This is a genomic window from Enterococcus sp. AZ129 (assembly GCF_051714505.1).
In the GTDB taxonomy this organism is placed as follows: Bacteria; Bacillota; Bacilli; order Lactobacillales; family Enterococcaceae; genus Enterococcus; species Enterococcus faecalis.
The window spans coordinates 454094-466350 of sequence record NZ_JBIORY010000001.1 but is presented as its reverse complement, the minus strand read 5'-3'; the positions used below and the strand labels follow the sequence as shown (position 1 = coordinate 466350).

At 37.3% G+C, this 12257-nt stretch carries 14 protein-coding genes; 4 read left to right on the top strand and 10 right to left on the bottom strand.

Features of this window, described 5'->3' with window-relative positions:
• Positions 1 to 153: 153 nt before the first annotated feature.
• Entirely contained in the window at positions 154 to 1368 is a 1215-nt protein-coding gene (locus IGJ90_RS02350; RefSeq protein ID WP_002384914.1) for an AI-2E family transporter, read from the bottom strand.
• A 75-nt stretch (positions 1369 to 1443) separates the two neighbouring features.
• Here IGJ90_RS02350 and IGJ90_RS02345 point away from each other — a divergent pair, with 75 nt between their 5' ends.
• Positions 1444 to 1875 carry a GNAT family N-acetyltransferase gene (locus IGJ90_RS02345; protein WP_002358682.1) on the top strand — a complete coding sequence of 144 codons (432 nt, stop codon included), beginning with the start codon at positions 1444 to 1446 and terminating at the stop codon, positions 1873 to 1875.
• A gap of 87 nt (positions 1876 to 1962) precedes the next feature.
• Here the strand turns inward: IGJ90_RS02345 and bph are convergent, their stop codons facing one another.
• From bph to pfkB, 5 genes are all read right to left on the bottom strand, one after another.
• Entirely contained in the window at positions 1963 to 2496 is a 534-nt protein-coding gene (gene bph / locus IGJ90_RS02340; RefSeq protein WP_002355538.1) for a biofilm phosphatase Bph, read from the bottom strand.
• 188 nt (positions 2497 to 2684) lie between these two features.
• Positions 2685 to 3662, bottom strand: coding sequence for a tagatose-bisphosphate aldolase (gene lacD, locus IGJ90_RS02335; RefSeq protein ID WP_002366166.1), 978 nt, complete (start codon positions 3660 to 3662; stop codon positions 2685 to 2687).
• Positions 3659 to 4120 carry a fructose PTS transporter subunit IIA gene (locus IGJ90_RS02330; RefSeq protein WP_002358680.1) on the bottom strand — a complete coding sequence of 154 codons (462 nt, stop codon included), beginning with the start codon at positions 4118 to 4120 and terminating at the stop codon, positions 3659 to 3661. The genes lacD and IGJ90_RS02330 overlap by 4 nt, the downstream gene beginning before the upstream one ends.
• A 26-nt stretch (positions 4121 to 4146) precedes the next feature.
• Entirely contained in the window at positions 4147 to 5565 is a 1419-nt protein-coding gene (locus IGJ90_RS02325) for a PTS fructose transporter subunit IIC (protein ID WP_002355535.1), read from the bottom strand.
• A gap of 4 nt (positions 5566 to 5569) precedes the next feature.
• The gene (gene pfkB, locus IGJ90_RS02320) at positions 5570 to 6496 is read right to left on the bottom strand and encodes a 1-phosphofructokinase (protein WP_002366165.1); all 927 of its coding nucleotides are present in this window, start codon (positions 6494 to 6496) and stop codon (positions 5570 to 5572) included.
• 178 nt (positions 6497 to 6674) lie between these two features.
• On the opposite strand from pfkB, the gene IGJ90_RS02315 reads away from it, so the two are divergent.
• Entirely contained in the window at positions 6675 to 7421 is a 747-nt protein-coding gene (locus IGJ90_RS02315) for a MurR/RpiR family transcriptional regulator (protein ID WP_002363162.1), read from the top strand.
• Positions 7422 to 7613: 192 nt separating this feature from the next.
• On the opposite strand, the gene trmB is transcribed toward IGJ90_RS02315, so the two are convergent.
• From trmB to IGJ90_RS02295, 4 genes are all read right to left on the bottom strand, one after another.
• On the bottom strand, positions 7614 to 8258 hold the full coding sequence (trmB, locus tag IGJ90_RS02310) for a tRNA (guanosine(46)-N7)-methyltransferase TrmB (protein WP_002355532.1): 645 nt from the start codon (positions 8256 to 8258) through the stop codon (positions 7614 to 7616).
• Positions 8259 to 8330: 72 nt separating this feature from the next.
• Complete coding sequence (locus IGJ90_RS02305; RefSeq protein ID WP_002355531.1) at positions 8331 to 9110, bottom strand: phosphotransferase family protein; 780 nt, start codon at positions 9108 to 9110, stop codon at positions 8331 to 8333.
• 128 nt (positions 9111 to 9238) lie between these two features.
• Complete coding sequence (locus IGJ90_RS02300) at positions 9239 to 10450, bottom strand: ABC transporter permease (RefSeq protein WP_438767508.1); 1212 nt, start codon at positions 10448 to 10450, stop codon at positions 9239 to 9241.
• Between the two features lies 1 nt (position 10451).
• Positions 10452 to 11189, bottom strand: a complete 738-nt coding sequence (locus IGJ90_RS02295; RefSeq protein ID WP_002363160.1) for an ABC transporter ATP-binding protein — start codon at positions 11187 to 11189, stop codon at positions 10452 to 10454.
• Positions 11190 to 11404: 215 nt separating this feature from the next.
• On the opposite strand from IGJ90_RS02295, the gene IGJ90_RS02290 reads away from it, so the two are divergent.
• A complete protein-coding gene (locus IGJ90_RS02290) occupies positions 11405 to 11830 on the top strand; it encodes an HIT family protein (RefSeq protein ID WP_438767506.1) in 426 nt (141 codons plus the stop codon).
• Positions 11831 to 12175, top strand: coding sequence for a YtxH domain-containing protein (locus IGJ90_RS02285; RefSeq protein WP_002355526.1), 345 nt, complete (start codon positions 11831 to 11833; stop codon positions 12173 to 12175).
• Positions 12176 to 12257 lie beyond the last annotated feature (82 nt).

Sequence of the window (12257 nt, the reverse complement as noted above, 5' to 3'; positions counted from 1 at the left end):
TGTTGATAATTCCGAGGCTGTACTTTCGTACTCTTTTAACGTTCTTCCTCTTTTTATGGTTAGGTTTAGAAACAGACACAATCAGTATTATGACAGGTTATTTTCTATCCTAATCCATAAAATCATAGCACGAAAGATTAGCGGATTCAATCATTAACCGTTATTTTCTTTCGTATTTGTTTCATTCCCTAAAAGAACAGCATTGGTAACTTTTTCACTACGACCCGCTTTGACCATATCAATAACATAGTAGATAATGGTCCGGCAGATTGCGTAAAATGGGACACCGAGGAAAATACCTAGCAAACCTGCTAAATTTCCTGCTACCAATAAAATTAAAATAATCGTTAATGGATGGATTTTTAGAGATTTTCCGATAACGTTTGGATAAATAATATTTCCGTCCAATTGTTGAACCACTAGCACCACTAAACAACATAAGGCTGCTTTGACGGGTTCATTAAAGATGGTCACTAAGACAGCGGGCGCTAATCCTAGATAAGGGCCTAAATAGGGAATTAAATTCGTAAAGCCGGCAATGACACCAAATAAAAAGGCATAACGAACGCCAAGCAATGAATACCCAATAATCGTAAATGTACCGACAAATAAACATTCAATCGCTTGTCCACTAATATAACTGGATAAGGTTTGGTTCAATTGTCCTAAAAGATCCACGATATCATCTTTTCTTTTCTCAGGTAAAAAGCGTTGAATCGCTGGTACTAGCTTATCTCCATCTTTTAACATATAAAATAAAATAAATGGCGCAGTGACCAAAACAATGGTGGTTGACGCCACCGTTGATACGATTGAACCTAAGCTACTTGATAAACTACTTAAAAATTGTTGGATAATATTTGCATAAGAAATATCCATTTTTTCAATATAGCTTGTTAAATCAATTTGTTTAAAAATAGGTAACTCCGCAATCTCATAAATCCAGGTCTCCACTTGTTTAAAGAAATCTGGCATACTTGATGCTAAACTAGCTAGCTGATCTGCCAACTTAGGGATAATTGTTAATAAGATCAGAACTAATGCGATGATTAGTAATAAAAATACCAGTAAGACGGCATAAATTCGTTTCATTTTCGTCTTCATTAGTAGATTGACCACAGGATTTAGTAAATAATACAAAAAGCCTGCTACTAAGACTGGGGCAAACAACGTTGAAAAGAATGTCCCAATCGGTGCAAATAAGAAATTAATTTTCGAAGCAATAAATAATAGCATGGCCACGACAAGTAATTCAACTGACCAGAAAAATAATTTCGATTCTTTAAATCGATTAATCACAGCGGCTCCTCCTTTATTTTTGTTCAATTGTTGCTGTTTTATTTTATCACACCTTCCCCCCTCAGTCATTGAGAATACTTCATTGCTAGAACTTTTTCGTGGTATAATAAAATAGAAACAGATTCTGAACTTGGGGGTTTTTCTATGCATGTAGCTCAAACAAAAGATACCATGAGTGATCTTTATTTAGATGCTGTCCGGCTTCGTCAACGCGTATTCGTAGCGGAACAAGGGGTACCAGAAGAGATGGAAATCGATGAATATGAAGCACGTTGTATTCACTTTGTTTTGTACACGGATCATGTAGCTGTCGCAACTTGTCGCTTGCTTCCACTAGAAAATGGCGTTATGAAATTACAACGAATGGCCGTTGAAAAAGCTTACCGTGGCGCCGACTATGGACGAGTGATTATGGAAGCGGCGGAAAATTTTGCCAAAGAACAAGGCTACCACAAGATTACTCTAGGAGCACAAGTCACCGCTGTAGGCTTCTATGAACGTTTAGGTTATCAAAAAACAGGCGCACCTTTTATGGATGCTGGCATTGAACACTACGAAATGAATAAAGAACTATAACACCAATTAAATCGGAAAATTTAGAGCTTGGAGCATTAGCCATTTTGGCTAATGCTCCAAGCTCCTTTTGTGGGCTGTTTACATCGGCTATTTTTTTGATAGCTGTTGATAACGTTGATACCAGATATCTACATACTCGGGCGAGAAGGGGCCTTTTTCGTTATTAATCCAATCCACTAAAGTCTTGACATTTTCTTTTAAAATGAAGTCAATATCTTCTGGATAATCCATTAGTTTGCTATGAAATTCATATTCATCAACGTCTAGTAAACGTTTTTCACCATCTGGAAAAACCTTGATATCTAAATCATAATCAATATACTTCAACGCTTCGTCATCTAAAACATATGGCGAAGCCAGATTGCAGTAATACGAAACCCCCTTTTCTCTAATCATTGCTATTATATTGAACCAATATTTCTTGTGAAAATAAACAATGGCTGGTTCACGAGTCACCCACCGACGTCCGTCGGATTCCGTTACTAACGTGTGATCGTTCACACCAATTAAAGAATACTCGCTCGTTTTTAGTACCATCGTATCACGCCACGTTCGATGTAAATGTCCGTCATGTTTATAACTCTGAATGGTTACAAACTCGCCTTCTTTAGGAATTCCCATAATACCCCAACTTTCCCCAAATAAAGTAAAGCACTGTTACTTTTTGGGTGTTCATACATCGATATCAAAATAATTATATCATATCTTTTGAGTTTGCGTACATTGAGTTCACTTAAAGAAGACGATTTCTGAAAAAATTTAATTCAGATGACCAATTAGTTCAAATTCAGTATATATTTTCAGCTTAATTACTGTATTTTTTCAAAGACTGATACTGCGCTCTCTCTTAAAACCTGATTCAATTCTTCAGCATTTGTTTTACCAGTTGTTTCAAGCCACGCAACGGCTGCTTCAGAACCTTGTTGAACAAATGGAAGCACGCCGTCTGCCCATGTTGCGCGACCACATAAGACTCCATTAAATGAGGAACCTGCTTTTTTTGCAAATTTCAATGTTTCCTGAAACATCGTAGCACTAACCCCTGCACTCAAGAAAATAAATGGAAGTTGTGTTGCTTCACTTTGCATGTTGAAAAAAGCCTGCGCTTCATCTTGGCTATAAAGACTTTCAGTGCCAAAACCTTCTACAAAATTCATATTCACAGGGACTTCTACTTTTAAAACATCAACATTATAGCGATCCTTTGAAAATTCTTTCATCGCTTCAATTACTTTGTGCGGTTTTACTTTAGCGTATTCTTTTGAAGCACTATCCGAATTGTTTGCATCATAAGAGACAATTTCTAAAAAGAATGGAATTTCTTCGGCTAAACACTCTGAACCAATCCGTTCTATATAAGCTTTCTTTCGTTCATTGATTGCTTCACTTTCGTCAACATCGTAATAAAGTAAAAATTTACACGCGTCTGCGCCCGCTTCTTTTAAACGCTTAACCGACCAAACATCAAGACTATCGGGTAACCGTCCTGGTGTCGAAGCATCGTAGCCCGTTTTTTCATACGCAAGTAACAAACCTGAAGTCTGTGCTCGATTTTCAGCAGCAGCTAGGCCATATTCTGGATCCAACAAAATTGCTGAAGTCTCTGGTGTTAAGCAACGAGATACTAATACTTTAAAGTCACTGATTTCTTGCGCAGTCACCTCTTTGTATTTTCCCATCATGCGTTTTAAGGCCCCACGTTGATCAATGGCTAGTGCTCCAATAATCCCTTGATCATCTACCAGATTTTCTAAATGTTTACGTTTTTGTTCACTAATTTTTTTCATTCTGTTCCCTCTCCTAATTGATTATTTAGTAACGTAGCAATTTCAGCTGGCGAACTTGCTTGTTTCAGTCCAGAAGTAACTTCTTCTCTTAATAGGAGGCGCGCAACGGAAGAGAGTAATTTCAAATGTGTCGTGCCAGCTTCGGCATCTGGAATAAACAGCGCAATCACAAACTCCGTTAATTGGTTGTCAAGGCTCTGCCACTCAACACCTTGGTCCAAGGTAACGATGATAATGGCCGCTTGTTGAATCGTTGCTGCTTTTGCATGAGGTATCGCAAATCCATTCATCATCCCTGTTGTTCCTTCTTGTTCTCGCTCGTTCAGTTTATCGAAAACTTCCTGTGCGTCCTGAGCAACTTCCAATTCTGTTGATTTTTTTGCTAAAAAGTGAAAAACATCCTCTTGCGTTTGTAACTGTTGATTTAAAAAAATATGATTTTCTTTAATAAAAGCCATTCCATCCACTCCTAATTCCTGTTATTTCATTTTTTTGATAACGATTGCTCTTGTTTGGCGATTCTACTTTTTTGTACAAAACCTAGCAATAAACCGCCTACCAATGAACCAGCTAAAATTGCCAAAACCCATTGAACAGCGTGAGTAACAACCGGTAAAACAAGAAATCCTCCATGAGGTGCTGGCACTTGTACCCCAAACATATACGTTAGGACTGCCGCAATTGAAGATCCGAGCATCATAATTGGTAAAACCTTTAATGGGTCTTTTGCCGCAAACGGAATAGCGCCTTCTGTAATATGTGTGGAGCCTAAAATAAAGTTCACTAGCCCCGCATTGCGTTCATTTGTGTCAAAGTATTTTCCAAAGAATAATGTAGCAAAGCCTGTAATTAAAGGTGGCGCTATGCAGGCAGCAGAAACTCCTGCCATAAAAGAAGTATTTCCTTGAGCTAAGAGTGCCGTCCCAGTAACATAGGCCGCTTTATTAACTGGACCTCCCATATCAAAGGCACACATACAACCCACAATTATTCCTAAAACCAACGGACTGGAGTTTTGGAAACTAGCTAAAAAGCTCATCATTCCTTCGTTAACAGCTTTCATCGGATCTGCTAGTAAAGACATAGTGATACCAATAACTGCAACGCCAATGACTGGATAAAGGAAAATTGCTTTTAAACCATCTAATGATTTAGGCAAACCTTTAAATACTCTCTGTAATAAAAGAATGAAATACCCAGCAAGGAAACCAGATAATATCCCTCCTAAAAAGCCAGTACCACCAGTGTTAGCAATCAAACCACCGACAAAGCCCACAACCAAACCAGGTCGTTTGGCAATCCCCTCTGCGATATACGCAGATAAGATTGGCACCATCATGCCCATTGAGGCATCACCAATACTTTTTAACATAGCAGCGGTAGCATTATACTGACTACTTTCTGGATCAAATGAATAAATGCCCCAAATAGCAAAAGAAAGAGCAATTAAAACGCCGCCTGCTACTACAAACGGCAACATGTGAGAGACGCCATTCATTAAGTTTTTATAAATACTATGTCCAACATTTCCTGAAGAAATTTGTGTTTCCTGTTCAAGTTCGTCCACTGCTTGGTTTTCGGCCGCAATCGATCCTTTTCCTGCGAGCGCTTCTTCAATTAAGCGATCTGCTTCTTTAATTCCCACACTGACAGGGACATCAATGATTCGTTTCCCAGCAAAACGTTCTGCTTGAACGTCTTTGTCGGCGGCAATAATGACTGCCTCCGCTCCTTGGATTTCTGCAGGTGTTAACTCGTTTTCTATACCAATCTGACCATGTGTTTCAACCTTAATCGTAATACCTTTACGTTTCGCAGCTTGTTCCAATGCCTCCTGTGCCATATACGTGTGCGCTATTCCCGTCGGACAACCTGTAGCAGCTATTAATTGATACGTAGCCATCTGTTTATTCCTCCTCTTGAATCTTTATTTGTTGCTCTAACTCCTGAACATCTGAAAAATCTGTCAATCCTTTGCGAAATGCTGTTGAACTACCTGCTGCAATACTTCTTTTTAAATTTTTTTCCAATGAAAGTCCTTGATGCCAGCCAGCTAAAAAGGTACCTAACATTGCATCCCCTGAACAAGCTGTATTCACAACCATTCCAGTTGGTGAATTACCTGAAAGAACCTTTTCATTGTTCATAAATAAAGCCCCTTCACTACCTAAAGAAAGTAAAATATTTTTGGCTCCCCGCTTCAGTAATTCTTGTCCGTAAAAAATGTAATCGTCCTTAGTCTGCACTTCTGTATGAAACCACTCTTGAAGTTCTTCTTCATTTGGTTTCAATAAAAATGGTTGATAAGGCAAACAATCTAAAATTTCTTCATAACTACTGTCTAAAATTAAGAACACCTGCTTTTCAAAACAAATTCGGCTAATTTCAATCAAAATACTTGGCGAAACCCCTTGTGGTAAACTTCCTGATACGCACAAATAATCCCCTTTACGTAACTCTGAAATTTTTTTCAAAAAACGTTGTACATGTTCTTCAGATAATTTTGGTCCTTTATTGACTAATTTGTATTCCTTTTGATCTTGGGTAACTTTTGTAAACACATTGATTCGCGTTGTGCCAGTGACTTCGATAAAATCAGTGGTTATCTCTTTTTCTTTTAAATAATCTTCGACATAGTTCCCAGTGAAACCAGCTTTGACTCCCAAAGCGGTATTATCAATCCCTAACATCTTTAAAATTAGGGAAACATTGACTCCTTTCCCGTTTGCTTGAATATCATCTTCCTTCGTGCGATTCACGACAAAAGGAACTAGCTCTTCTGTTTCGATAAATAAATCAATGGCTAAATTTAATGTACATGTATAAATGGTCACTGTAGTTCCTCCTTTCTCCTCTTTATTATGTCTCAAAATGCCATGTAAAGGTTTTCATTCTTTCGCAAAAATATAGAAAACATTTACAATTTCATAATTCCTCTAGCTTTTTTATTTTTTTTCATTAAAAATAGGCTTATAAATGTTTTTTTAGTGAAAGAAAGAAGGGCTGGCCATTATGGAACAAAAATTGAGTGAGTCAGAGCAATATCTCTGGCATTTTATCGAAACACATATTTTAGAAATCCCTGATTATTCCATTGTAAAATTAAGCGAACGAGCCAACGTATCAACTGCGACGATTGTAAGAACCATGAAAAAGAAAGGCTATGAAGGTTTCACATCCTTCAAGCATCACTTGAAAGATAAAGAAAACCAAAATATAAATTTTTCAGCATTAGAAAAAGTAGACCGAGGAATTCGGACAGCCATTTTAAAGAATGAAGAAGAAGTAACTCGTACGATTAACATGATTGAAATTGGTAATATCGAAGATGCGATCCAAAAAATCAAGGCTTCTCGACGGATTATTATCTTTGCTAGAGGTTTTTCAGAATTAATTGCTCAGGAAATGATGGTTAAGTTTCAATTGGCTGGCAAATACTGTGAGCTGCATACGGACCCAGAAATTATTAAAAATATTAGTAAAAAGTTATCAAAAAAAGATGTGGCTCTTTTTGTTTCTTTAAACGGAGAAACTCAAGAATTAGTTGTCGCTGGTAAAAACTGTTACGACTCAGAAATTGGGACTATCCTTTTAACTGCAAGCAAACACTCTAGTTTAATGAAATATATTGAAATTCCGTTCGTGGGCTTCAAATCAGAAGGCTCCTTTTTCCCCGATTATGAAGTGCGTTCACGGTTACCACTATCCATTCTGGCAAGAATTTTATTGGATGCCTATGCTCTAAGAACGACAACTTAGGCTTTCTTAAATAATAAAAAAAGCGTGGGACAAAAATCACTTTGGATTTTTGCTCCACGCTCAAAAACTGATAAACGGCGGGAACAGAACCAACTCCTTCGGAAATAAGCCGAAATTCTCCAAAAATTAAAGAGCAATTTTTGGAAATTTCTTCTTATTTCTCGGAGCTAAACGGTTCTGTCCCGACCTCTTTTATTTTGCAACAAAACGTGCTTCTACTCGATAAATTCGTTGACCACGACTAGAAAATTTTTCTTCGTATTCTGTCATAATGTTGCCTTCAAACTCGCTATTATGCAAATCTAGCCATACACGTTCAATAATCATGCCATATTTAGAAAAGCTACTTAATGAGTATTCGAAGAGCCCTTGATTATCCGTTTTAAAATGAATTTCTCCATTTGGTTTTAAAATAATTTCATCTGTCGCTAAAAAGTTTTTATACGTTAAACGACGTTTTTCATGTTTTTTCTTTGGCCAAGGATCTGAAAAATTTAAATAGATTAAATCTACTTCATTTTCAGCAAAATATTCTGTTAATGCTTCGCCGTCTACTCGCAATAACTGTAGATTAGGTAACGGCTCGGCCACTAGCTTATCTAATGCAATCGATAAAATACTTAATTGCATATCGATACCAATATAATTAATTTCAGGATGTGCTTTAGCCATTTCATAAATAAAACGACCTTTACCTGAACCAATTTCAATGTGGATGGGATGATTATTGCCAAAACGTTCTTGCCATTTCCCTTGCCATTTTTCAGGACCTTCTACCACATATTGTGGATATTTTGCCATATATTCTGCTGCTCCGGGTCTATTTCTTACACGCATATTTAAAATTCCTTTCTTTTAAAAACAGACTGGTGAAATTCGCCAGCCTGTGTGGATGTTAAATGAATTAGTTTAACTACTAAACATTCGTTTTAATTGTAAAATTTCTGCAGTCATTGCTCTTCTTTCGCCCTCTTGGTGATGACGAACAATCTCTTGTAAAAAGCTAAATAAACCATACCAATAAATTCGTTGAACTGTACTTTCATTAGGAATTAAACCATAAGATAGTAACCATTGATTCCAACCGGAACGAGGCACATAATGACTCAAAATCATTCCTAAATCTACCGCTGGGTCCGCGACCATCACAGAATCCCAATCTACTAAATAGAGATAATTATTCGAGACTAACCAATTCCGATGATTCACATCGCCGTGGACAGCCACATAGCTAGTTTCTGGATATTCTGGTAAATGATTATATAAATAAGTGATTACTTCTTTTAAATAACTGTTTCGTTTTAATTCTTTAGGTAGTTGACGCTTATACTCTTTCAACATTGTTAGCGGGGTACAAACTTCGCCACCAATTTTTTTCAACATGTCTTTCAGCAAATTAGAATGATGCAATTGGTATAACACGTCAATCACGTCATTGCGTTTGCCAATTTCGTCCGCATGTAATAAACGTCCTTCCAGCCATTCTTGGGCTGTTAGTACGTCGCCATTCGCTGTCCGCTTTGTCCAAATCATCTTCGGGGCTAACCCTTCTTTAGACAATGCTGCAAGAAGTGGAGAAGTGTTTCGTTTAATGAACACTTTCTCTGTTTCTTTTATTCCCATGTATGTTTGACCAGTTGCGCCCTTTATCGGCTGCAGACGCCAGTCTTTATCCAACTGAAATTCCATGGAAATTATCTCCTATCTCAACACAATTTTATTGCAATTTTTACAGCAATTACCATTTTAGTCGCCAAACCTTGCTTCGTCAAGCTTCTATGTGGTTCTTTTGTAAATTTTGCTGGGTTTTCTCATCTTTATAACTTATTCAAGCGCATTGGAACATACATTTTAGTGAAAATCACAACTTCTACAATTAAGGCACCCAGAATGAGCAAGCTATTTTGCAAATTGCCTAAACGAAGGCAGACAATCCCACCAAAAATAATGGCCGCAACAGACAATGCGCCGCCAATTAACCGGCGAATTGCTGCTTGTTTTTTTTCTATTGAAATTGGATATAGCTGTGTCATCACCATATAATCAAATTGCGTGTACATGGGAATCAACTGGAACCCGATTAAATAGACAAACAATAAAGCAACTACCAACGCAATCCAGAATTCTTGTAAAAAGAAGAGTAGCACGCCACCAACCAAAATCAAGCGAAACAATAGGCCACTATATTCGCTACCTCGTAAAAAGCTCCGAATGAATAAGTAAGCATACGTGTTCTCAGATGTTTTTTTGACTACTCCGAGGAGAGGATCTAAGTATTTACGACGTTTTACTGTACTACTCACTTCAGGAATATCTGTAAACAACTGAATGAATTTATAAATTCTATGCATTCTGTTTTGTTCTTTTTGGATCATTTTTTCCCAATCCAAGAAACTCTGTTTCATCTTATTTTGCCAAATACTCGATAAACAAACGGCCAGAATGATGCTACCAATCACACCAACCCAAGGCGTCCAGTAAATGGCTCCCGTCATAATCAAGAGACTACTGATCAACCAAACGAACCACCAACTACGGTAAGTGGTTGACGAAAGATGATAGAGCCCGTAGCTTTGTAAACTAAGATGTGTATAAATCATACAAACTAGCATGACCAAAAATAAAAAGAAGGTTTGAAACGACCAACCCGTTGTGACTACAATCAACGGCATCAATAGGCCACTTCCTAGAAAGCTGACCACAATCGGTAAAATTAAAGAGTAGCGCAGCGCCCGTTTCAGATAAGCAGCGAATTGTTTTTCTTTTGGTAATAAAAACACCTTGTCGGGCTCTTCTGTCAAAGTAGCCAACTTACCAACTTGAATGAGTAGCAGCCAGCCCAACAGAATTAACGGTCTGCCCCAAACAAAATCACGAGGTAATTCTTTTAACAACTGGGAATAGTACAGACCTAATCCGCCTAATAAAAACATACAGACTAAAACAAAATGATCATTTAAAATATAGCGCAAGTACTTGGACATTTTTTTAAAATGCCGTGACAAACGTTGACTAAAAAATTCGCCCATGTTACCCCACCTTTTCTTCCTTCGTCAAGGCAAGATAAATATCATCTAAAGAAGACTCTGGTAAATTAAATTCTGCACGTAATTCAGCCATTGTACCGTTTGCCCGTAATTTCCCTTCGTGTAGCACCACAAAGCGATCACAATATTTTTCAGCTGTTGCTAAAATATGCGTGGACATTAAAATCGCTGCCCCTTGCTTACGCATCGTATCCATTAATTCTAATAAAGCATGAATTGCTAAAGGATCTAAGCCTAGAAAAGGTTCATCAATAATATATAAACTCGGTTCAATTAAGAATGCACAAAGTACCATGACTTTTTGTTTCATGCCTTTTGAAAAATTAGCAGGAAACCATTCCAATTTATTGTCTAAACGGAACGTTTTTAGTAATGGTTCTGCTCGTTTGAACGCTTCTTCTAATGGAATATCATAAGCCAAGGCCGTTACTTCGATATGCTCTTTCAATGTTAATTCTTCATATAAAGAAGGTGTTTCCGGAATATACCCGATTTTTTTACGATATTCTTCAGGGGCTTGTTGCAATGTTTCCCCGTCAATCATAATTTTGCCTTTTTGCGGCGTAAGTAACCCAATAATATTTTTGATGGTGGTACTTTTCCCCGCACCATTCAAGCCAATTAAACCAACCATTTCACCAGACTTGACGTCAAAATTAATATCTTTTAAGACAGGAATATGGCCGTAACCTCCTGTTAAATGTTCAATTGTTAAGCTCATTTCTTTTGCCTCCAACCTTTTCTCTCTACCATTATTAAACCCTAAGCGAACCAAGAATTCAAAAATTACTCCCTTAATTAAATGGATTTTTTTCTTTCTCTTATTATACACGAAATGAAACGAACTTTTTAGCGAACTCACGTACTTTTTCATCCACAGAGAAATCAACTTGTGGTAAAGTAAAGGAAAGAACCTAGAGAAAAGAGGAATTTTTCATGAATGATTGTATTTTTTGTAAAATTATCAACGGCGAAAGCCCAAGTTATAAAGTCTATGAAGACGAGAAAGTCTACGCGTTTTTAGACATTACACAAGTGACCAAAGGGCATACCTTAATGATTCCAAAACAACATGTTGCTGATATTTTTGAATATAATGACGTTTTAGCAAGCGACGTCTTTGCTCGTATTCCTAAAGTAGCACGAGCATTAGAAAAAGCTTTTCCAGAAATGGAAGGATTAAACATTTTAAATAACAATAAGGAAGTGGCTTATCAATCCGTTTTCCATTCCCACGTTCATTTGATTCCCCGTTATTCAAAAGAAGATGATTTCTCTATTCATTTTGGCAACCATCAAGAGGACTATTCCGCCGAAGCGATGCAAGAAATTGCTGAGACCATTGCAAAGCAGGTGAACTAAATGAAAAAATTTATTAAAGGTCTCTTTTTTGGCGCAGCTGCTGGTACCATTGGCGGCTTGTTGGCTGCTCCAAGAAGCGGGAAAGAAACACGCCAACATTTAATCAATGAGCTAGAGGACTATCGTTCACTGAAAAATCAAGTCACGAATGACTGGGATCAGGTGCAACGAAATTTGGCAGTTGTCGAAGAAAACGTTCCACTGGCAACTGAATTTTCAAAAGACCTGCAACAAGAAATCACTGATTTCAAATTCCAAGCGGAACCTCGGATTGCTCAAATTAAAGAACAAATTGCTAAAATCACGGCTGAATTACCTGACACACAAACCAACAAGCAAAAGTAAAGTCTTTTATGTTAATTATTTCTTTTGTTATTAAAAAAATAAAAAGTGTGACGTAAATACGAATTTTGTTTGAAACTATGCC

What these genes read in the sequence shown, in the direction of transcription:
- IGJ90_RS02325 (WP_002355535.1), bottom strand. Translation starts at nt 5,565, where the DNA reads ATGGCTACGTATCAATTAATAGCTGCTACAGGTTGTCCGACGGGAATA.
- IGJ90_RS02290 (WP_438767506.1), top strand. Translation starts at nt 11,405, where the DNA reads ATGAATGATTGTATTTTTTGTAAAATTATCAACGGCGAAAGCCCAAGT.
- IGJ90_RS02300 (WP_438767508.1), bottom strand. Translation starts at nt 10,450, where the DNA reads ATGGGCGAATTTTTTAGTCAACGTTTGTCACGGCATTTTAAAAAAATG.
- IGJ90_RS02330 (WP_002358680.1), bottom strand. Translation starts at nt 4,120, where the DNA reads ATGGCTTTTATTAAAGAAAATCATATTTTTTTAAATCAACAGTTACAA.
- lacD (WP_002366166.1), bottom strand. Translation starts at nt 3,662, where the DNA reads ATGAAAAAAATTAGTGAACAAAAACGTAAACATTTAGAAAATCTGGTA.
- IGJ90_RS02305 (WP_002355531.1), bottom strand. Translation starts at nt 9,110, where the DNA reads ATGGAATTTCAGTTGGATAAAGACTGGCGTCTGCAGCCGATAAAGGGC.
- bph (WP_002355538.1), bottom strand. Translation starts at nt 2,496, where the DNA reads ATGGGAATTCCTAAAGAAGGCGAGTTTGTAACCATTCAGAGTTATAAA.
- IGJ90_RS02345 (WP_002358682.1), top strand. Translation starts at nt 1,444, where the DNA reads ATGCATGTAGCTCAAACAAAAGATACCATGAGTGATCTTTATTTAGAT.
- IGJ90_RS02295 (WP_002363160.1), bottom strand. Translation starts at nt 11,189, where the DNA reads ATGAGCTTAACAATTGAACATTTAACAGGAGGTTACGGCCATATTCCT.
- trmB (WP_002355532.1), bottom strand. Translation starts at nt 8,258, where the DNA reads ATGCGTGTAAGAAATAGACCCGGAGCAGCAGAATATATGGCAAAATAT.
- IGJ90_RS02315 (WP_002363162.1), top strand. Translation starts at nt 6,675, where the DNA reads ATGGAACAAAAATTGAGTGAGTCAGAGCAATATCTCTGGCATTTTATC.
- IGJ90_RS02350 (WP_002384914.1), bottom strand. Translation starts at nt 1,368, where the DNA reads ATGACTGAGGGGGGAAGGTGTGATAAAATAAAACAGCAACAATTGAAC.
- IGJ90_RS02285 (WP_002355526.1), top strand. Translation starts at nt 11,831, where the DNA reads ATGAAAAAATTTATTAAAGGTCTCTTTTTTGGCGCAGCTGCTGGTACC.